This window comes from Leptolyngbya sp. AN10 (assembly GCF_050565645.1).
Classification (GTDB): Bacteria; Cyanobacteriota; Cyanobacteriia; order Leptolyngbyales; family Leptolyngbyaceae; genus Leptolyngbya.
The window spans coordinates 76,223-93,956 of record NZ_JBNXVP010000004.1 but is presented as its reverse complement, the minus strand read 5'-3'; the positions used below and the strand labels follow the sequence as shown (position 1 = coordinate 93,956).

The 17,734-nt window shown below is 46.6% G+C and carries 21 protein-coding genes; 12 read left to right on the top strand and 9 right to left on the bottom strand.

What is annotated here, in order from left to right; translation table 11 throughout:
• Window positions 1-69 precede the first annotated feature (69 nt).
• A complete protein-coding gene (locus tag ACQ4M5_RS06920) occupies window positions 70-351 on the top strand; it encodes a hypothetical protein (RefSeq protein ID WP_017291915.1) in 282 nt (93 codons plus the stop codon).
• Window positions 352-453: 102 nt separating this feature from the next.
• Window positions 454-744, top strand: coding sequence for a hypothetical protein (locus ACQ4M5_RS06915; RefSeq protein ID WP_017291914.1), 291 nt, complete (start codon window positions 454-456; stop codon window positions 742-744).
• A 249-nt stretch (window positions 745-993) separates the two neighbouring features.
• Here the strand turns inward: ACQ4M5_RS06915 and ACQ4M5_RS06910 are convergent, their stop codons facing one another.
• The 3 genes from ACQ4M5_RS06910 to ACQ4M5_RS06900 all read right to left on the bottom strand — a co-directional run bounded on the left by ACQ4M5_RS06910 (window position 994) and on the right by ACQ4M5_RS06900 (window position 2,279).
• The gene (locus tag ACQ4M5_RS06910) at window positions 994-1,242 is read right to left on the bottom strand and encodes a hypothetical protein (RefSeq protein WP_144056453.1); all 249 of its coding nucleotides are present in this window, start codon (window positions 1,240-1,242) and stop codon (window positions 994-996) included.
• 152 nt (window positions 1,243-1,394) lie between these two features.
• Complete coding sequence (locus ACQ4M5_RS06905; protein ID WP_036047167.1) at window positions 1,395-1,685, bottom strand: hypothetical protein; 291 nt, start codon at window positions 1,683-1,685, stop codon at window positions 1,395-1,397.
• Window positions 1,686-1,697: 12 nt separating this feature from the next.
• Window positions 1,698-2,279 carry a hypothetical protein gene (locus ACQ4M5_RS06900; protein WP_017291911.1) on the bottom strand — a complete coding sequence of 194 codons (582 nt, stop codon included), beginning with the start codon at window positions 2,277-2,279 and terminating at the stop codon, window positions 1,698-1,700.
• Between the two features lie 113 nt (window positions 2,280-2,392).
• Between ACQ4M5_RS06900 and ACQ4M5_RS06895 the strand changes: the two genes are divergently transcribed.
• The gene (locus ACQ4M5_RS06895; protein WP_263970855.1) at window positions 2,393-2,518 is read left to right on the top strand and encodes a hypothetical protein; all 126 of its coding nucleotides are present in this window, start codon (window positions 2,393-2,395) and stop codon (window positions 2,516-2,518) included.
• Between the two features lie 100 nt (window positions 2,519-2,618).
• Here ACQ4M5_RS06895 and ACQ4M5_RS06890 read toward each other — a convergent pair whose 3' ends face one another.
• The gene (locus ACQ4M5_RS06890; RefSeq protein WP_430674849.1) at window positions 2,619-4,319 is read right to left on the bottom strand and encodes a hypothetical protein; all 1,701 of its coding nucleotides are present in this window, start codon (window positions 4,317-4,319) and stop codon (window positions 2,619-2,621) included.
• 349 nt (window positions 4,320-4,668) lie between these two features.
• Window positions 4,669-6,801 (bottom strand): helix-turn-helix domain-containing protein, encoded by a 2,133-nt coding sequence (locus tag ACQ4M5_RS06885; protein ID WP_430674848.1) that lies wholly within the window; start codon window positions 6,799-6,801, stop codon window positions 4,669-4,671.
• A 209-nt stretch (window positions 6,802-7,010) separates the two neighbouring features.
• On the opposite strand from ACQ4M5_RS06885, the gene ACQ4M5_RS06880 reads away from it, so the two are divergent.
• On the top strand, window positions 7,011-7,385 hold the full coding sequence (locus ACQ4M5_RS06880) for a hypothetical protein (RefSeq protein WP_430674847.1): 375 nt from the start codon (window positions 7,011-7,013) through the stop codon (window positions 7,383-7,385).
• A gap of 30 nt (window positions 7,386-7,415) precedes the next feature.
• On the top strand, window positions 7,416-7,781 hold the full coding sequence (locus ACQ4M5_RS06875; RefSeq protein WP_017291907.1) for a GIY-YIG nuclease family protein: 366 nt from the start codon (window positions 7,416-7,418) through the stop codon (window positions 7,779-7,781).
• Between the two features lie 91 nt (window positions 7,782-7,872).
• Here the strand turns inward: ACQ4M5_RS06875 and ACQ4M5_RS06870 are convergent, their stop codons facing one another.
• Window positions 7,873-8,733 carry a hypothetical protein gene (locus ACQ4M5_RS06870; protein ID WP_430674846.1) on the bottom strand — a complete coding sequence of 287 codons (861 nt, stop codon included), beginning with the start codon at window positions 8,731-8,733 and terminating at the stop codon, window positions 7,873-7,875.
• Window positions 8,734-8,900: 167 nt separating this feature from the next.
• Here ACQ4M5_RS06870 and ACQ4M5_RS06865 point away from each other — a divergent pair, with 167 nt between their 5' ends.
• From ACQ4M5_RS06865 to ACQ4M5_RS06840, 6 genes are all read left to right on the top strand, one after another.
• Window positions 8,901-10,052, top strand: a complete 1,152-nt coding sequence (locus tag ACQ4M5_RS06865; RefSeq protein WP_430674845.1) for an ISAs1 family transposase — start codon at window positions 8,901-8,903, stop codon at window positions 10,050-10,052.
• Window positions 10,053-10,216: 164 nt separating this feature from the next.
• Window positions 10,217-10,645, top strand: a complete 429-nt coding sequence (locus ACQ4M5_RS06860) for a hypothetical protein (protein WP_430674844.1) — start codon at window positions 10,217-10,219, stop codon at window positions 10,643-10,645.
• Window positions 10,646-11,581: 936 nt separating this feature from the next.
• Window positions 11,582-12,148, top strand: a complete 567-nt coding sequence (locus ACQ4M5_RS06855; protein WP_430674843.1) for an SMI1/KNR4 family protein — start codon at window positions 11,582-11,584, stop codon at window positions 12,146-12,148.
• A 576-nt stretch (window positions 12,149-12,724) separates the two neighbouring features.
• A complete protein-coding gene (locus tag ACQ4M5_RS06850) occupies window positions 12,725-13,126 on the top strand; it encodes an ArsR/SmtB family transcription factor (RefSeq protein ID WP_430674842.1) in 402 nt (133 codons plus the stop codon).
• 35 nt (window positions 13,127-13,161) lie between these two features.
• Window positions 13,162-13,806 (top strand): cation diffusion facilitator family transporter, encoded by a 645-nt coding sequence (locus ACQ4M5_RS06845; protein ID WP_430674841.1) that lies wholly within the window; start codon window positions 13,162-13,164, stop codon window positions 13,804-13,806.
• A gap of 2 nt (window positions 13,807-13,808) precedes the next feature.
• Entirely contained in the window at window positions 13,809-14,087 is a 279-nt protein-coding gene (locus tag ACQ4M5_RS06840) for a cation transporter dimerization domain-containing protein (RefSeq protein WP_430674840.1), read from the top strand.
• A gap of 43 nt (window positions 14,088-14,130) precedes the next feature.
• Here ACQ4M5_RS06840 and ACQ4M5_RS06835 read toward each other — a convergent pair whose 3' ends face one another.
• Window positions 14,131-14,493 carry a hypothetical protein gene (locus tag ACQ4M5_RS06835; RefSeq protein ID WP_017292294.1) on the bottom strand — a complete coding sequence of 121 codons (363 nt, stop codon included), beginning with the start codon at window positions 14,491-14,493 and terminating at the stop codon, window positions 14,131-14,133.
• Window positions 14,494-14,794: 301 nt separating this feature from the next.
• Between ACQ4M5_RS06835 and ACQ4M5_RS06830 the strand changes: the two genes are divergently transcribed.
• Window positions 14,795-15,553 (top strand): tetratricopeptide repeat protein, encoded by a 759-nt coding sequence (locus tag ACQ4M5_RS06830; RefSeq protein ID WP_144056483.1) that lies wholly within the window; start codon window positions 14,795-14,797, stop codon window positions 15,551-15,553.
• Between the two features lie 12 nt (window positions 15,554-15,565).
• On the opposite strand, the gene rppB is transcribed toward ACQ4M5_RS06830, so the two are convergent.
• Together rppB and rppA are read right to left on the bottom strand one after the other, a co-directional pair.
• Window positions 15,566-16,951 carry a two-component system sensor histidine kinase RppB gene (rppB, locus tag ACQ4M5_RS06825; protein WP_430674839.1) on the bottom strand — a complete coding sequence of 462 codons (1,386 nt, stop codon included), beginning with the start codon at window positions 16,949-16,951 and terminating at the stop codon, window positions 15,566-15,568.
• On the bottom strand, window positions 16,941-17,699 hold the full coding sequence (gene rppA / locus ACQ4M5_RS06820; RefSeq protein ID WP_430674838.1) for a two-component system response regulator RppA: 759 nt from the start codon (window positions 17,697-17,699) through the stop codon (window positions 16,941-16,943). Before rppA ends, rppB begins: the two co-directional genes overlap by 11 nt.
• Between the last annotated feature and the right edge of the window lie 35 nt (window positions 17,700-17,734).

The following is a 17,734-nucleotide window of genomic DNA, read 5'->3' as shown; positions in this document are numbered from 1 at the left end:
TTTTTGTACAAAAGTGCTAGCCTTGAGGGAAGAAGACCATTTTTCTGCTGAAGAAGCGAGGCAAGGCTGATGTACGGGAACAACGAGTTTTCCGCAGAGTACCAACAACTGATGGATCAGTTCGCGTCACAGATGAGCGACCTGGAGCGTGATCTGCTTCAGCAGATTCAGCGTTTGAACTACGAAAGCGCGAATGCTGCGATGCGTGAACGAGTTGCAGACGCTCAAATTCTGGCAGATTATCGGTTAGATCCACAGATCGGAGCGCGAACCGCAGCCTATCAAGCACGAATTCGCCAAAGTTATGTGAATGGCATTGATCGCGGTTATCAATCTGGCATGAGTCTATAACTCTAGCTCAATCATGAGTGATGAATGAGTATTCGGGGAAGCTGTTGAGCAGGACACGATCGATGCTGATTCACCACTCAACCTCCTACTCGCTTAAGCTATATGGATTTTCTTTGCGAAGTCTTTCTCGAACAGGACTGGGACGATGCTCAACAGGCACAGCAAAAGCGTGATCTGCGTGTAGCTGAACTCGAACATCAGGGCTGGCAATGTACGGTAGGATTGTTTTACAACGTCTTGACTGGGAGCCGCATTTATTTAGTAGAAGCGACTTTACCGCCTCCGCTCTCGTCAGAACTGACACAGCCCCAGTCTAAGCCTCGGTCTCACTCGCTGCGTCCTCAACGCGCAACGCCGACAAAGCCCCGTTCTGCTTCCTATGAGAATCGTTAGAGCTACTTGATCGCGAAAGAGTGCGAGCAGCGGTAGCCTCGCTTCCCGTAGGGTTCGCTGTGCCAGAAGTATCGCATCAATGCCGCTACGTTTGAGATATCTCAAGCTTCCCTCAAAGACCAGGCTTACTAGCGATCTAGTCTTCGGGGCAGGGACTACAATCTAAGCTAGAAGAAAATACAAACCCCATACCAATGTCGAGTGCCGTTCCAACGATCGGAACGGTTTTTTTGCTTAAGGAACAGCACTTCAGCCGAGATAAATTTCGCCTCCCTGCTCAATAATCTGCGCGATGCGTTCTCGAAGGGCAATTGCGGGCAGAACAAAATGAGCAATGGCATTCGGCTGGGGAGCATCGAATTGATTTTCTATCAGATATAAATAACCTAGCTCCTGGCTCTCACAAGCCGTCATCCAACCATATTCTGGATCTTTTATTGTGATTCCGGTATGAGTTAAACAGTACGCAACAGGCGGGGGCAACTGAGGAGACTTCATTAGGATGCGTGAAAAGGGCAATAAAACTATATTACCTAAGACCAAGGAGCAACTACAGCAGCGGTAACTTTGATAATTCTGCTGCATCTGTGAATCGATCGTACATCCAGGAAAACGCTGCCTAGACGCTTCGCGTCACGTGGACAAGCGGCTCAATCAATCTCTCCTAACGGTGTATCAAAGATTTGAATTCCTGGCTGTTCTAGCACAAACCCCACGTCGGTCAGTTCCCCCATTCTCCCCGTGATGATCGCCGTCCAATTTCGATACTGCTTAGTCCCCTCGACGAGGTTGTTCCAGATCCTCGGTCGTACACTCACGCTGATAATCGCACTGCCGGTATCGATCGTAAAACTGCGCCAGTCGTTCTCAACCACAAGCGCGTCGGGGAGTTGCGTGATTTTAATGGTTAAGGGATCGAGCGCACCCGGAATCGAGGGCATCATGCACCTCCCTTAAACTGTAGCAGGAGTGCTCAGCTTGTAGTGTGGCGGCTTGTCCTGAACCTTCTCGGCTTTGCCTGCTCGAATGGCGTGCATTAACGTCGCTCCCAAGGTTTTTCTCGCTCGCGGCAGGTCGGCTTCATCGAACTTGTCATAGAGGGCTGCAATCAAGTCATCGGTTGTATAAATTCGTGCTGGGTCTTGCTGCATGACTTGAACGACCGCATCACTAAGACTGATACCCTTAAACTTGCGCTTCAGTTGCTTGGCATCAAATGCTTGGGGTTGGCTTGACTTCTCTTTTGCTTCGGTCTTAGCTTTCTTCGTACTTGTTCTGCGAGAAGGTTGGGTCGGCGTTTCAGTTGCCGCCTGATCCAATAGTTTCGTCACAGATTCAACGATGTCCTTTGCGGGGACGACTTCGACTTTTGGTGCTTCCTTAAGCAGGGCATTCAGGGTTTGAATGGCTTGATCGACTTCAGCACTCACGGAAGATGCGATTCCTGACACGATCGTTTCTCGATCGTTCATCAGGCGCACTCGCTCTTGTTCGAGATGCTTTTTCGTTTCATCGCTTAACACTGCGTAAGACATAGCGGCTTGTTCAGAACTAGATTGGTTTGATTGTAGTACTAGGATAGTCAAAAGAATGACGGCGAACCATTAAGATAGTTGAGACCTTAACCGCTGTTATTACGCTAAGCCTTATGTCTGATTCATTCGACAGTGCCGAAGATGCAGAACTCGTCCAAGCTGTTCAGGAAAGTCTACAGCAGATGTCGAGCACGTCCCGTGTGCCAGAGGCATCGAGCTTGAACACCCGCAGGATGTAGCCGCAATTCAACAGCTTTATCAAAAAGCGCAAGGATTGCTCAGCCATCTTTCTCCTGATCCTCTGACCGTAGCGCGAGTGACTGGCGTATTGCTGGTTTATCAATTACCGGGAACAGACCCAGACGAAGTGACATGGTTTGAGTCTGAGCTACAAAACTCTTCAGACCTGGAATCGATCGAGGAGCTAGTGGATTCCATCTTCCGCCCTGATGCGCTGTAGTCTTGAAGAGCTTGCAGCCAGGAGATTGCTTCTGCTATCAAAATTGGATCACTAGATAATAGATAGCTGTGCATACGTTCAACCTGATGAGAAGTTGGCATTGCTGCTGAATCAGCGTGTTGTACTGCGCCTTGGATCACATCATGCCAAGCTTCAGCAACAATCGATCTGGGTGGAAGAACAGGACTGATTGCATCGAGCACGTTTCCGTGTGGCGCAGCTATCGCGTAAGGTGCTTCGTCCGAAGAATTACCGCCATTACCAGGTAATAAGCTTGGAGGGCTAATGCTCGTAGTTTCAACACAATCCTCTGATTGATTGATGCTCGATTCTTCAGTTTCCAGACTTAAGAACTGTGGATGCCAGAGATCTTTATGTCGATAAAGCGATCCGCCTCCAATGTGGTATTGCAGCAGTTTCTTAAATCGTTCAGTTGCTTTACTGGGTAGAGATTCTTTGTTCAACAAATCTGCGATCGCGTTCCGAATCTTTGATCGTGCAGATTCCGATTGCTGTTGATTCCAGTCTGGTAATTCACTGATGTGACGATCGTGGTTTTTGATCTGAGCTTTGTATTTTCCATTCGCATCGCCATAATGAAAGTAGTAACTAGCTTCGACACACCGCGCCCATTCTGCAGCTCGATGCTCAATCTCATGCTGATGCCGACACCATTCTTCGTATCCCGGCAGCGATCGTGCGACTCGCACAATTTCATCGATCAGGGCTTGTCCGCTCAACGGCTTGCCCCCTGCAATGACATGATGAAACACATACGATCGCATGGCAATCCGCCCCAAAAGTCGATTGGTTTGTCCATGTCCTGTCCAGCCAAGTTCAATTTCTGCATTCAAGTCATTCAGATACTTATCTGCCTTGCCAGAAATGCGAAATTGCTGGCGACGGAACTGCTTTAGGACACGCTTAATTGCGCCGGAGTTGATTGTGTTGCGCGATCGAGCAAAGTTCCAATGCTGTACAAATGTGGTGCGATCGCTCCAAATCGGTTGAAAGTCTGAATTTAACAAGTAGGAGCCGATTTGCAGGGGCAGCCGATGAGCGTTGAATAAACTGAAACTGCCATCGTTCCGATAGAGTTTAGGATTTGGAAAGATTTCAAGTTGTCCCAGTTTCACGATGAACCCTGCACTTTCAAGCAAAACGGAGATCGCGATCGCGCACTGCCAAGAGCTTTGTGGCTCCTCGAATGGAAGATAGATATGTAGTCCACCACTGTAGCTCGAAGTACAAACAAGATAACTGACCAGCCCCAGTGGTTCTAAAGCGCTGATCATGCGAGCGATCGCAAACGGATCTCGTTTCGGGTGATAAGAGCTGCCTGCATCGATGTCGAGCATCGCATATTGAGTTTTTGTCCCGAAGCGCACACCGTAGAGGTAAGACCCTTGAGCAATTTGGCGATCGCTCAAGGGGTGACGGCTTTGTGTCTGCCAATTTGGAGTGTGTGACGGCTCTGAATAAGTTGCCCAAATGTAGTCATAGCGATGTGGGAATAATCGCAGAAACAGATCTTCCGACTCTTGAATTGATTGAAAGATAGGTGAAGAAGTTGATAACACAGGACTGACGCAGAATGATACTGAAACCTGCAAGGCAAGCAGAACGACTGCGCGGAATTATGACAGATCCAATTTTTCGGCGTTTTAGTGCGGATCAGTCTTGATCAGACTGATCAGATGTCATAAAAGCCCCGAAAGCCTTATAGCATCAAGAGTCCGAAAAAAGATTATGGGAGGATTTGGGGTAGATCATGGGAGAATACGGAGCTAAATTGGGAGGATTTGGAGTCGTTTGTCATAAGCATCAAATGCCCGTGTGATGCGAGTTTAAGCTCGATTTTGACCGTTAAAATTTTTATGACAAGCTCGATTTATGACAATCAATTGAGCGTAAAAATCTGGCAATTAGTCATAACTCCAATACGCGCCGGAGGGCAGTTTCAAGCTCAGGTGTGATCGGACGCTTACTCGACTCGATTTTAGCGATCAGACTTTGATCCACATCGATCGTTCCCGCTAGCTTTGCCTGAGTCCACTTTCTGGCTTTGCGAGCTGTTTTCACTTCAGAGCCGGTCAGTTTTTCCGTCGCAGAATTGCCGCCTAACTGCTTCTGTCGAGGCTGCTTTGATTGAGTCAGTGCTTCCATGCGTTGAGGAATCGGATTCGGTGGCTTAATCACCAGTTTCTGCTCTAACCATAATTCAACCCAGCCCTTTGGTTTACGTCGCTTTTGATCTGGATTCAACCATTCTGGAAAGGGTTTCACGTAGAACATGGGGGTTGTGTCTGGTTGTCCACTTGATTCTGGTGAGTAGTCTTCTGGATGCCAGCCTAGATTCAGGAGAAGTTTGAGTGCGTGATTCCAGCGATCGAACAGCGATCGTGATTTTTCGCTACTTTGTCGGGCTTCTCGAACTGCACTTTCGGTGAGAACGGCTTCAAGCAGCGATCGGACTTTATATTCATATGGGTTGCGATCTCTGGCTCGAATCCGAACATCTAACGTCAAATGAATTGCTAAACGTAGCGTTAACTCATCGTGATAGGGATCAAGTTTGAGAATGTTCAGCGCAAGATAGCCGAACTGGTACAACGCTTCCTTTGCTTTACTTCCAGCTTGATTCAGGAAATGTGCTGTCCACAAGCCCGGACGTACTGTGATGTAAACCTCATTGGGCTGCTCGATTTTGCCAGTGGTTAAGTCAAACTGTCCATGTACATCGATCAGAACTTCCCACATCCTGCCAACCGGAGTACTTGCATCTAGTTTTTTGTTGCCTCGTCCTTCAATCCAGACGGCTTTAACGAGCAAGCAAGATAAGGCATAAGCAATGCTGGCAACTTCATTTCGCTTCGTGGGTAAGGTCGAACTATGATTTCTATCCCAACCCAATTCAGCTACAATATCACTGGCTTTTAGGGTAAACGTACTTTCCCACGGCTTCCCTTGACGCATAGCGTGAGCCGCGAAGATGAATTGCAATTTTACGGTATTGAAGCCAAACTTGTTGATGATTTGTTCGGCTGCTTCCCAGGGTAAAGCTTCAATGTCACCCGGACTTGTAATGTAGTGTTCGAGAAAATTGCTTTGATTTGTTCTTGACGCATAGCGAAAATGCGCGATGCCGCTGGCATCTGGCTTCCAAAGATCGGTTTGAAGCTGGGCTGAGATACTGCTGACGATCGGTAAACCTGTCGGAATCGCCGCGATCGCATCGACCTGTGATAGCCGAACTTCGGTTGGAGGAGACGGCTTTTCAATCTCGCCACTGTGCAATCCGAGGAGTTGCGCCAGGGCAACCAACGGATAGTTTGGTAAATCTAGATCGCTCTGAATTTGGTTGACCAGCGTTTGGGAATAGAATTCTTCAAGCCGATGGATCTTGCTTTGAACGGAGATCGAATTCTGCCCAAATAGATAATCAGAAAGTTTCTGCTGTAGCACTTCTGGCGATTCAGGAGCAGACTCACCACTATCTACCCGCTTCAGGTCTTCGAGCGCCCAGACAACTAAATTTGACCAAATCTCCTTTGCTGCTTCTTCCCAAAGATGGCGTTGCTCAAATATCGTCTCGACTAGCGATTTAACTCGGCTCAGCAGCGTTTCACCTTCAAGATTGGTTCTGATCGTTGCAGGAACGCTGTCATTTGCAATCACCTCAAAGTAGGGTAGATTCGTCTCGATCGCAGATGAACCGCTGGTTGAATTAGAAACTCGCTGCTGATAAATCGTGACAAGTCGCTGAGTCAGTTGAACTGTAACCAGATCGAGTAGCGGCGATCGAGTTTTAAGATATTGAGCTGTAACTTTGATTTGTTGGGCAGTTGGAGGAACTTGAGCAACTCTTGGTAAGACAGGCAGTGAACTGTTTACATCTAGAGAGTCAGCCATATCAGGGATAGCGCTGCTCGCCGAGTTTAATTCGAGTTCTTGTGGGTTCTGTGGATGCCCGATCGACAACTGAGGCAACCCGTCTGGGGCGATTGCTTGTTTCGGTTTACGGCTCTTAGTAGCACGACTGCGAGAATTGCCCGGTTTCACGGCTCGGTCTCCGATCGTCAGAAATTTTTCTCAAAGTATTTGTGTCTATGCTACCACTCCACTTCCTGCAACTTCTGAATCGGTTGCGTCGAAGCGCAAAGCTGAATACGAGCGTGAGTCAGAAACGTTTTCGATGCGATAAAAGGTTCTACCATATCGAAAACGTTTTAATCGGCTCCTGGAATCGCAATTTTCGATATGATAATGAAATGAATCACATCGAAAATATTTCCGTAAGCCCTCATCTCCAAGCGGAACGTCGTCGGCTGCTTGACGCGATCGCGCAGATCCGAAAATCTGGCGAAGTTGCACCTGCATACTACTGGCTTTCGCCGCAAGTTGAAACGAAGGAGAGTGGTAAGACCTATGAGTACATTAAGCTCAACGTCAAAAAGCCAGGAGACATGAAGGTAAAAGCGCGATCGCTCGGTAAACCCGGCAGCGAAAGACATCGAGAATGGCAGCAGGCTCTGGCGCGTCGAGATGCGATCGTGGAGCTGGAGCAACAAATTACGCTCGTTGAGAATTTGCTCGATCGCCAGAAAGCGCGATCTGCGATCGTGACCTTACCTCAAAACGGGTAAAGATATCGGAATTAAAAAGAGCAGCGTTTTATGAATGATGAGCTTCGAGCAAAAGCGGACCGAATGCTTGCAGTCTTGTACTCAACCGATTTCGATCGCGGTCATCCGATCACTAAAGAGCTAGAAGGATTGCCCAGCCATCCTGGAATCTATGCGATCAAGCATAGATCTGGAGAAATTCTATATGTTGGAAAAGGAAAAGGATTGAGAGAACGTCTGAAGAATGGGCATAAGGCGTTTTTCTGGGCTTGGGTTGAAGGCATTCAAACAGAGGAGGTGTCGATCGCTTTTGTTTCCCTTCCGTTCGAGGATTGGTTACAATCGTTGGAAATAGAGGTGTTAATCCTCCAAAAGCTCAGACCACGGTATAACTCTCAAATTAGGCAGGAAGAGTAAAATGCTTCAGCAGCTTAAGACAGAAGAACATCTTTCACCGGAAGTTGCCCAAGCCTTTTTGGAAGGGCTGCCGATGCACGTTCGAGAAGCATTAGAAGCGAATGCACGAGACATCAATTACCCGGTGTGGGCTGTGGTCGAGATGGCAATCTCCGGGTACTTGAACGAAGATGCGCTCAGCTTCAGAGACTTGAATCCCGCTGAGAGGAAGAAGGCGAGCCAATTGATCGAGGAGAGCTGTTAAGCAATCGTCCCCACTGAGAAATTGAGCTTTCGATGTGATAAATGTTGGAATCATATCGAAAATTGATTGGGTTGCGCCTCTGAGTTGAGTGAGAAAGCTCCTCCAATTGAAAGCTCTCCCAGTTTCAAAGTCCCGCAGAATGGGGGATTTAGCGATTATCTTGAATGTCAAGCCACTGGTGCAGTTTTTTGGGCGCTTGTGCCTACCTGCTGGGGATTCTAAGCCCTGCCCACTTTCAGCATCGCATTCAGAATTATCAACAATTTTCGCATACAAACCACCAACACCACTTTCTTGGCTTTGCCGCGTGCCAACACAGTTTGCCATGACGCGCCCGACTCCGGGAACGCTCAACAGCAGTTTCTGGTGCTGCCGCCACTTGTGCGATTGCTGCACTTGCTGTTCAATCTCTGCCTCTAACTCTTGCAGTTGCTCGTTGAGCCATTCAATGTGCCGCTCCACACTGGATTGTTTTTGCTCAAGGTTTGCAACGTTTGGTGGTTTAACTGCTTTTGAGGAGCTGGAGTTTGCGTCGGTTCTTGATCGCGCCACACAAACAGTGGAATACTTAATTCTCTCAGCAGAATTACTGCCGCGATCATGAGCAGACCAACGATCGATCCGGAGATAATGCCCGTGCTCAATTTGCCAGAAGACTTGGTTATATCGCCAAGCTGCAAGCGCGATCGTCACAATTCCCAAAACCACCAAGCTTAGCCCCAAATTCTGCAAATTGAATAAGGAATGCGCCTCTGCATTCTGTCAAGTCAAACTCAGGTTCAGTCAGGGTAAACGCATACATATCTTAACAATGAGTGAAGGGATAAAACGGAAGGCTTAGGATTCGATAGCCTTAAGTTTATGTTGAGGTTGCTATGCCTGAATCAGCGATGACCAGCCTGAAAACTCACTTCGCAGATCTGCCTGATCCGCGTGTTCAGCACAGCATTGAGCATTTGTTGATAGACATCGTGATGCTCACAATCTGTGCCGTAGTCTGTGGTGCGGAAAGTTGGGTCGAGATCGAGAACTATGGGCTTGCGAAACAGGAGTTGCTGGAGACGTTTTTAGAATTGCCGAATGGAATCCCATCGCACGACACGATAGAGCGAGTCCTTGCTCGATTGCGACCAGAGGCATTGCAGCAGTGTTTTTTGAACTGGGTACAGGCAGCCTTCGAGATCAGTGGTGGGAAGCTAATTGCCGTGGATGGCAAAACGCTACGAGGCAGCTATGAGCGAGGGGGCAAGCAAGGCATGATTCACATGGTAAGTGCTTGGGCAGTACAAAATCGTACCGTACTGGGGCAACGCAAAGTGAATGAGAAATCGAATGAAATTACCGCAATTCCAGAACTGTTGGGTGTACTAGATCTTGCAGGAGCTATTGTCAGCATTGATGCAATGGGCTGCCAAACCGCAATTGCCCAACAGATTGTTGAACAGCAAGGAGACTATGTGCTGGCGCTCAAAGGCAATCAAGGCAGCCTGTTTAAGGATGTGGTGCAACTGTTTGACTATGCCCGTCAGCAGCACTTTCGAGGCATCGAGCATGACTGCTATGAAACTCAAGAGCAGGCGCATGGACGGACAGAAATTCGACGCTACTGGGTGATGGGACAAACTGGCTATCTTGTCAGTGCTGAGAACTGGGCAAAACTTAAGACAATTGGTTGTGTCGAGTCTCAACGCCAAGTCGGGGAACAAACCACTTATGAAAGACGCTACTATCTGCTCAGCTTGCCCCTAGACGCTCGGCAATTTGCTCAATCTGTTCGAGGGCATTGGGGTATTGAGAACCAACTGCATTGGATTCTAGATGTGGCATTCCGAGAGGACCAAGTCCGCCCAACGCAAGGCTACAGTGGTGAAAATTTAGCAGTAATCCGCCATCTTGCGCTCAATCTCCTGACTCAAGAAAACTCAGCGAAAGGCGGCATTCGTGCCAAGCGACTCAAGGCGGGCTGGGACGACCAGTATCTCTTAAAGGTGTTAGCTCACTCATCTAGTTCTTCTCTTCAATTATGAAGAAACGTGTGCATTCACTCTACACAGGAATGTGAACCATTTATCCTCGAAAAAAATGATAGAATTCCAAGAGATAATCTGGACGACATTCGGATCTGAGCTTAAACTGCTTACTGATGGTGATTGAAGACAACGTTCAGAAATGGACGTTATTTTAGGTGTAAATGATGTCGTTTCAAAGATACTTAGTGCTAATTGGTTTTTTGGCAACTGCCAACAGTGCCTTGGCAAGAAGCGTTGCTGACTTTCACGCCGAGACCTCAAAGTCTAGCTATAGCTCCAGCTTAGATCAACCCAAGGGCGATTCAGGTAGACAAATCGCTGATAGTTCTCAAAGAACAAAAAACCAGGACAATAGTAATATAGACAAGGAGACGAGAAGAGAAGAAAGGGATTTGGCAAGAGAGGGAAAGAAAACTTGTGAGATCTCCTATGAGCGTCGCAATGGAAAGAAAAAGAAATGTGAACTCTCAATCTACGAGCAAGCTCTGCCAGGTATAAATTTTGAGGCGACAGACGAAAAAGTAATCGATGAAATGATCAGAGAACTTCGGAAAGATCCAAGATCTCAAAATAGCATCATCGTAAGATAGCTTTATGTGATTCTAGCGTATCATTTGATTCTGATTTTCTTTATCTTTACCCAGATTTGCTTTTGTTCATGGAAAGTTTAAGTAGGTTTGTGCATCCACTGATTGCTGTTTCAACTTTGCTGTTCGCAGGATTCGTCAGTAGTAACCCTTCAACCGCAGAAGAAAAACATGCTGAATCTAAAGTAGCTCAGCTATCTGGGAGTCAATCACTTTCTAATTTCAATCAGCCTTACTCTGTTAGTTAGATTGTTTCTTTTGCCTACAATTGTGTGATTTCTGTAGAACAACCAAATGCTACACCACCAGTAGCAAACTACCGTTCATCTTTGACCTGTAGCATTGGGAGACCTGCTGGGTTTGTTCTCGCTCTATATCGGTCAAATGTGAATTTTCCGACAGATCTAAGATATATAGGTCCCAACAGTCACTCCTGTACACTTACTGCATCGTCATGTACCACCCCAACATACGCGCGATCTATCGATAGAACCCAGCATCTTTGGGTTTATGCAGGAGTTAATATCTTGGGATCAGATGGAGTAATATACACTGTCCCTAATGCTGGTCAAGCAGTTAGAACTTATAACGAGAAGGGTGCTGCTTATCCATTGATAAGACCAACACGCACAGATATGTCTGTTGTTCCATTTCCAGCCGATCCGCCCTATGTTAAGTATGTTGAAAGGGCACCTAATTTTGCTGATGAGCTACGGCGAATTTACACGACAAAAAATTGGACTATTCCAACTGATGCACAAGCTCATCACATAAAACCCATAGCATGGGGAGGAGGAAACGATCCATCGACAAATGGTGTGTTCCTTGGACCGGCAACTCACCAGCTTTTTACGACTTGGTGGGCTAGCTTTAGCAATTTGAACTGGTAAATCTTCAAATGTTCTTCGAGCCATAGTTGTATAGCTATCGAAATGACTTATGTATACATGGTTCTCAGAAAAAGTTGACCAGGCACAGCAAGTATTAAAGGCTCAAAATATTAGGTTAGAGCTTAAATTCAATTCTCCTGCTGACCAAGACGAAATCCGGCGTTGTGAAGAAAGGCTTGGGTTCACCTTACCTCATAGCTATAAGGAGTTTTTGAAATTTAGCAACGGAGCAAATCTTTTTTGCAGCAATGAGCCAAGATTTGAGATCACTCTACCCTGGCTAGCCGATAGTGGAATTCTAATTCAAAGCACAGACACTATCGTTGCATTCAATCAAAATCAGGATGAAGTTTACGTCGAAGATGGTAGTGAGAAGAAATATATTGCTTTCTGCTATCTAGGCTATGTGGCTACAGGTGATTTCTGCAGTTTTGATGTCACATCCAGTGTTGATTCAGAGTACAAAATACTTGACTGTCAACATGATTTATTGTTTGAAGATTGGCAAGCGGAACATATTATTGCCAACTCTTTTGAAGACTGGCTTGCTCAAATCTTTGATGAAGTGATTTACAATCACAATCGTCCAGAGTATTGGATTCCATCACCTTTATAGCAGGGTACGTCGTAGTGTATTAAAAGATACATTGCTTTACATTAGCTCAGAAGATTAAAGAGAATCACGAATCACGTACTGCACTTTAGATAAATATTTTCTCTGCCTTGCTCACAGAATCATTGGGCAGATTTCTCCTTTAATTCATTGTGGATGCCGTTTGAAGTCAGAAATGCTCAGATTGCTTTAAAACTTCCTTGTCCTCAAGTGCGGTGTCTTCTCCAATGTAGTGATTTGGCTTTTGTCGCCTAATTTTGCTGTAAGGCTCACCAATTTTGATTTCCATACATGAGCCTATAATATCCTGCAGTCATTGTTAAGATACGTGTGCGTTTGCCCTGCAGGTTCAGTTGAGTCAGAAAGAGACCAAATCGAGCCAGCGCAAACCCAAAGCCGATCAGTTCGCTGTTTGCAGTCAGCGCCCGTGAAGTTCTTGCTAAAAAAATTCCTGTGGGTATCGCGTCATCTTGCTGGCATTGATCGAAATGTGAACGACCTGTCATTGATAAGAATGATTCCCATTCTTTGCATATACTGGAGATTCAATCTGTGATCTCAGTCTTAATGTCCTAGTGTATGAGCAAGTCTAACTCTCCTAAAAAGCCACGTGCTCAAAAGATTGATGCGCCAACCTGTGAAACTCATTTAGTGCATTTAGAGAATGTACGTCAGGTACAACAAGCTGTATTGTCTATTTTGCAGGCACAGCGAATGGCAGAATTCTTTACCGTGTTGGCAGACCCAAATCGCCTCCGAATTTTGTCAGCCTTGGCTTTACAGGAACTCTGTGTATGCGATTTGGCAGTGGTTGTAAAGATGGGGGAATCGGCTGTGTCGCATCAGCTTAGAGCGCTTAGAGCGACGCGGCTGGTGAATTACCGTCGGGAAGGGCGAAACATCTATTATCGTTTGGCAGATCATCATGTGGTGAATTTATACCGGGAAGTGGTAGAGCATTTAGATGAGCCAGAAGCCTAATTTTTGCAGGCAAATTCTCACGATAAAATTCAAGCATGAGTGCTAAATCTGCCCGTTCCTACATTGTGTTGTCGATCGTTGCTGCAATGCTGACGATCGCGCTAAAAGCATCAGCCTACTTCTTCACTGGTTCAGTCGGGTTGCTCTCAGATGCGCTGGAATCGTGCATTAATCTGATTGCTGCACTGGTTGGTTTCTGGGCACTCTCCTTTGCCGCGAAGCCGCCTGATGCTGAACACGCTTTTGGGCATTCCAAAGCGGAATATTTTTCAAGCGGTTTAGAAAGCGCTTTGATTATGGTGGCTGCGGTGAGTATTGCCATTGCTGCTTGGGGAAGACTATTTGATCCACAGCCGATCGAGCAAATTGGATTGGGACTTGCACTGTCATTGGTGGCAACAGCAATTAATGGCGGTGTTGCTTTCGTCTTACTTCGCGCTGGACGACGACTGCGATCGATTACCCTACGAGCCGATGCCCATCACTTACTTACCGATGTTTGGACTTCAGCCGGAGTCGTAATCGGTATCTTCGTTGTGGAGTTAACTGAATGGCTGGTTCTCGATCCGATCATTGCGCTAATTGTTGCTGAAACATTATCTGGGCAGGATTTCGGCTGCTGCGTGAAACCGGATCAGGTTTGCTGGATCGATCGCTGCCCGCTCATGAGCAACAAATGATCATGGATCGGCTCATCCCTTATCAAGAAAGCGGCATTCAGTTTCACGCACTATTAACGCGGGTTGCGGGAGCGCGTCGCTTTGTGTCCTTTCATGTCTTAGTTCCTGGAGACTGGACAGTGCAGCGCGGTCATGATTTGTGTGAGGAACTTGAATTAGCGATCGCACAATCACTTTCCGGAGCGCACGTTATTACTCATTTAGAGCCATTAGAAGATCCCACATCTTGGGCGGATCAAACTTTAGAGCGATCCTTTAGAGATGAAATGCAAAATCCCTAAAGTCTGACTTCAGGGATGAAAACTTGCATTGATGCTGAGAAATTTACCGAGTGCAAGTCATTCTTGCATTGCGCCACATTACATTGCGGAGATGATGGGGATTGTTCACGACAGGCGGCTTTGCAGAGGCAGCATCACCTGTACAAGAGCTTGATCGGGAGACAGGATCAGCAGGAGATTGAACGTCGATCGATTTCACTTCGCCTTTGTCAGCAGCAGCTTGAGGCTTAGGATCTTGAGCCTCTGTCACGGGTTGAGCAGTCGGTTTGGTTTGAACTGTCCGAGACTGACCGAATCTCCAGATTGCAGGTTGACCGCTGACGGTGATCGGGCTTGCAATTGCAGCACCCACTGAAACAATAGACGTTGCAACTAACATTGATGCTGCAGTGATTAACTTATTCATGCGAGTGTTCTCGTTTGTGTTTGGATGATATTTATCAGTTTGCCTTTTGCAAATGAAAGAACGATGAAAAAACATGTCGCTAAGTAACTTTTTCGCCACATCTCAGAACTGGGGCAGAATCAACTTTACACATTCAAATTGGTTTAAAGTTCATCCGTAAATCACGCCAGCATTGATGCTGGTCTTCATAAACTTTACAAAACTTTGCTCTGTAGATTCTGAAATTGCAGCACATTGGCTTGATTCTTTCTAGAATTTTGGTATTGTGATGGTGAAATTTATGCGTTTGATTCATCAATTTATGCTGACCTCTGCTCTGATGGCAGGCGTGAGTATTCTCGCTCCAGTTGGTCAAGCATCTGCTCGATCGCAGAACTCCACTCCCGCTCAGAGCGTCAATCTTGTGAATCAGGGCAAGCAACGCGCTCAGCAAGGAGACCTTTCAGGCGCGATCGCACTTTACACTCAAGCCATTCAAGCGAGTCCAAAATACGGAGATGCTTATCTTCATCGGGGGTTGGCGCTGCATGATTCTGGCAATCTACAACGAGCGATCGCAGATTTTGAGCAAGCTGCAAAGCTAGAACCGAACAACCCTAAAGCGCTCTACAATCGAGGTGAATCTCGATCAGACATCGGTGATTTACAGAATGCCTATGCAGATCTAACTCAAGCCATTCGATTGCAAGCGAACTATCCAGAAGCATTTAATACTCGTGGTGTGGTTCAGGCAGGACGTGGAGATTTAAAGTCAGCGATCGCCGATCTCACTCAAGCAATCAAGTTACGTCCAAACTATGCGGATGCGTTTTACAACCGAGGGAAAGCTCGAACTGAGAGCAAAGATGTTAACGGCGCGATCGCAGACTTCACTGCTGCGATTCGACTTGATTCGGACTTAGCAGAAGCTTATGGGAATCGTGGTCTGCTGTATGCTCAAACCGGGAACAAGAAATCGGCACTACAAGATTTGCAAACGGCTGCAAAGCTATTTCAACAACAAGGAAATCGAGAAGGCTACCAAGAAACGCTGTCATACATTCAACAACTTCAACGGTAGAACGAATCTATCTCAGACGCAATTAAGTTTGATTGGCAGAGAACGACTAGATTTAAGCGGTAGGCGGACAGTAAATGTAGTGCCGCTACCAATTTGACTTTGAACCTGAATACTTCCGTCATGAGCCTCTACGATTGCTTTGGCGATCGCGAGTCCTAAGCCTGTTCCGCCACTGTTGCGCGATCGATCTGAATCGACTCGATAGAAGCGATCGAATACGTGTGATAAATCTTCCGCAGCAATTCCAATTCCGGTATCTTGAACCTGAATCACGGCTTGCTCGCGCTCTTGATACAGCTTTAGAGTGACTTTTCCCGTAGGAGTATATCGAATCGCATTGATGACCAAATTAGACAGTAACCGATAAATTTGATCCTCGTCTGCAATAATCTCTAGCGGTCTATTGGTTTGAACTTGCTCGATCAATGCTAGATTCGATGCTTCTGCTAAGGCTGAAAATTCATCGATCAGGTCAAACATCAAATCATTTAAACAGAGTCTCTGGGGTTGAAAGGTTAATGTGTGCTGTTCCAAACGAGATAGAAGCAGCAAATCTTTAACCATTCCTAGAAATCGGCTGACCTGACGCTCTAGTGTTGTAAAGGCTTCTCGCGATTCAGTTTCGCTGACTGTAGGCATTCGTAGGACTGAATCGATCGTGGCTAAAATTGCCGTGATGGGTGTTCGGAGTTCATGAGCCGCATCCGCCGTAAATTGCTGCATTTGTTGATAAGACTGTTGCACTGGGCGCATGGCTAATCCAGAGAGCCACCAGCTTGAAAGTCCTACCAGCAAGACTGAAATCGGTAAACCAATCAGCAGCATATTTTCAAGAGCAGCGAGACGACGATCGACTTCTCGCAGCGATCGTCCCACCTGCAAATAACCCCAGACTTTCCGATCAATGGTATGTAGTGGCAGCGATATTTGATGAAACCGCTCGCCTTCTTGATTTTGCAGCGTCTGCCATTCAATCCTTCCAGAAGTCTCTGGCAATCCTTCTGAGCGCAGTCCACTTGTTGCGACTAGCTGATCTGAACGACTGACAAACCGCAAATAATAGTTACTCTGATAAACTGAAGCGATTCTACGATCAAGGGCATTCTCTGAGCTATCTGCACCAACATTCAATTGAGGACACGGACGATTTGCAAGACACAAATCAGGGAACATTCCTTCTAGCCTTTGCGGAATCTTTTCAGGTTCAGTTAAAGACTGTTCCAGATTCTTATGAAACGCTTTTGCAATACCTTGTAACTCTTGATCTACTGAATAGAGATAGGCCCGTACCAAAACTTGATAGCTGACTAATCCAGACAATCCCAACAGTAACGCCATGACTGCTGAGTAACAGCCTGCAAGCTGTAAGCGAGTTCGATCGAGTATTTTATTCCGCATAGCGAGGATTCAGCCGATAACTTCCACCCGGAATCGTCTCGATCAAATCGCCACAATCGATTTCTGCTAAACGCCGACGCAACAGACGAACTTGCGCCGCAACTACATTACTAATCCGTTCTGCATCGAGTTCGTAGAGATAGTTCAAAATTTGATCACGGCTCATTGCTTGCCTCGGATGCTTCATGAAATATTCCAGAAGCTGAAATTCTTTTTTAGAAAGTCGAGTGCTGCGGGGTAGCGCATCTGGGAACTGACAGCTTAAGGTACGATTGCCATATTCCAAAGTGAGATAGCCAACTTGAAGCTGCTGGGTTTGGAACTGAGGCGCTCGACGCTGCAACGCTCGGAGCCTTGCCAATAATTCTTCCATGCGAAACGGCTTGATCAAATAATCATCGGCTCCCGCATCGAGTCCAAGCACTTTATCTTCCCAGCGATCGCGAGCGGTTAGCATCAAAATGGGCATGGCGTTCTGTTGCGATCGTAGCCGTTTGCACAATTCTAATCCAGTCAAACCGGGTAGCATCCAGTCGAGAATTGCCATTGTGTATTGAGCTTGCTTGAGGCAATACCACGCTTCGTCGCCATTCTGCACCCAATTCACAATAAACTGTTCCTGCTTCAGGGTGCGCTGGATCGCCGAGCCAACATCGAATTCATCCTCAACCAGCAAGATTTTCATACCTGCAAATTCTGACTCAACGCTTTGAGACTGTACCAGTGAATTATTATAGGCGGTGATCATACTAAAATCCGCAATCGCAATATAATTCTCAGTTT

Coding starts and splice junctions, on each gene's coding strand:
- ACQ4M5_RS06920 (WP_017291915.1), top strand. CDS start 70: ATGTACGGGAACAACGAGTTTTCCGCAGAGTACCAACAACTGATGGAT.
- ACQ4M5_RS06915 (WP_017291914.1), top strand. CDS start 454: ATGGATTTTCTTTGCGAAGTCTTTCTCGAACAGGACTGGGACGATGCT.
- ACQ4M5_RS06910 (WP_144056453.1), bottom strand. CDS start 1,242: ATGAAGTCTCCTCAGTTGCCCCCGCCTGTTGCGTACTGTTTAACTCAT.
- ACQ4M5_RS06905 (WP_036047167.1), bottom strand. CDS start 1,685: ATGCCCTCGATTCCGGGTGCGCTCGATCCCTTAACCATTAAAATCACG.
- ACQ4M5_RS06900 (WP_017291911.1), bottom strand. CDS start 2,279: ATGTCTTACGCAGTGTTAAGCGATGAAACGAAAAAGCATCTCGAACAA.
- ACQ4M5_RS06895 (WP_263970855.1), top strand. CDS start 2,393: ATGTCTGATTCATTCGACAGTGCCGAAGATGCAGAACTCGTCCAAGCT.
- ACQ4M5_RS06880 (WP_430674847.1), top strand. CDS start 7,011: ATGAATCACATCGAAAATATTTCCGTAAGCCCTCATCTCCAAGCGGAA.
- ACQ4M5_RS06875 (WP_017291907.1), top strand. CDS start 7,416: ATGAATGATGAGCTTCGAGCAAAAGCGGACCGAATGCTTGCAGTCTTG.
- ACQ4M5_RS06865 (WP_430674845.1), top strand. CDS start 8,901: ATGCCTGAATCAGCGATGACCAGCCTGAAAACTCACTTCGCAGATCTG.
- ACQ4M5_RS06860 (WP_430674844.1), top strand. CDS start 10,217: ATGATGTCGTTTCAAAGATACTTAGTGCTAATTGGTTTTTTGGCAACT.
- ACQ4M5_RS06855 (WP_430674843.1), top strand. CDS start 11,582: ATGTATACATGGTTCTCAGAAAAAGTTGACCAGGCACAGCAAGTATTA.
- ACQ4M5_RS06850 (WP_430674842.1), top strand. CDS start 12,725: ATGAGCAAGTCTAACTCTCCTAAAAAGCCACGTGCTCAAAAGATTGAT.
- ACQ4M5_RS06845 (WP_430674841.1), top strand. CDS start 13,162: ATGAGTGCTAAATCTGCCCGTTCCTACATTGTGTTGTCGATCGTTGCT.
- ACQ4M5_RS06840 (WP_430674840.1), top strand. CDS start 13,809: ATGGATCGGCTCATCCCTTATCAAGAAAGCGGCATTCAGTTTCACGCA.
- ACQ4M5_RS06835 (WP_017292294.1), bottom strand. CDS start 14,493: ATGAATAAGTTAATCACTGCAGCATCAATGTTAGTTGCAACGTCTATT.
- ACQ4M5_RS06830 (WP_144056483.1), top strand. CDS start 14,795: ATGCTGACCTCTGCTCTGATGGCAGGCGTGAGTATTCTCGCTCCAGTT.
- rppB (WP_430674839.1), bottom strand. CDS start 16,951: ATGCGGAATAAAATACTCGATCGAACTCGCTTACAGCTTGCAGGCTGT.
- rppA (WP_430674838.1), bottom strand. CDS start 17,699: ATGATCACCGCCTATAATAATTCACTGGTACAGTCTCAAAGCGTTGAG.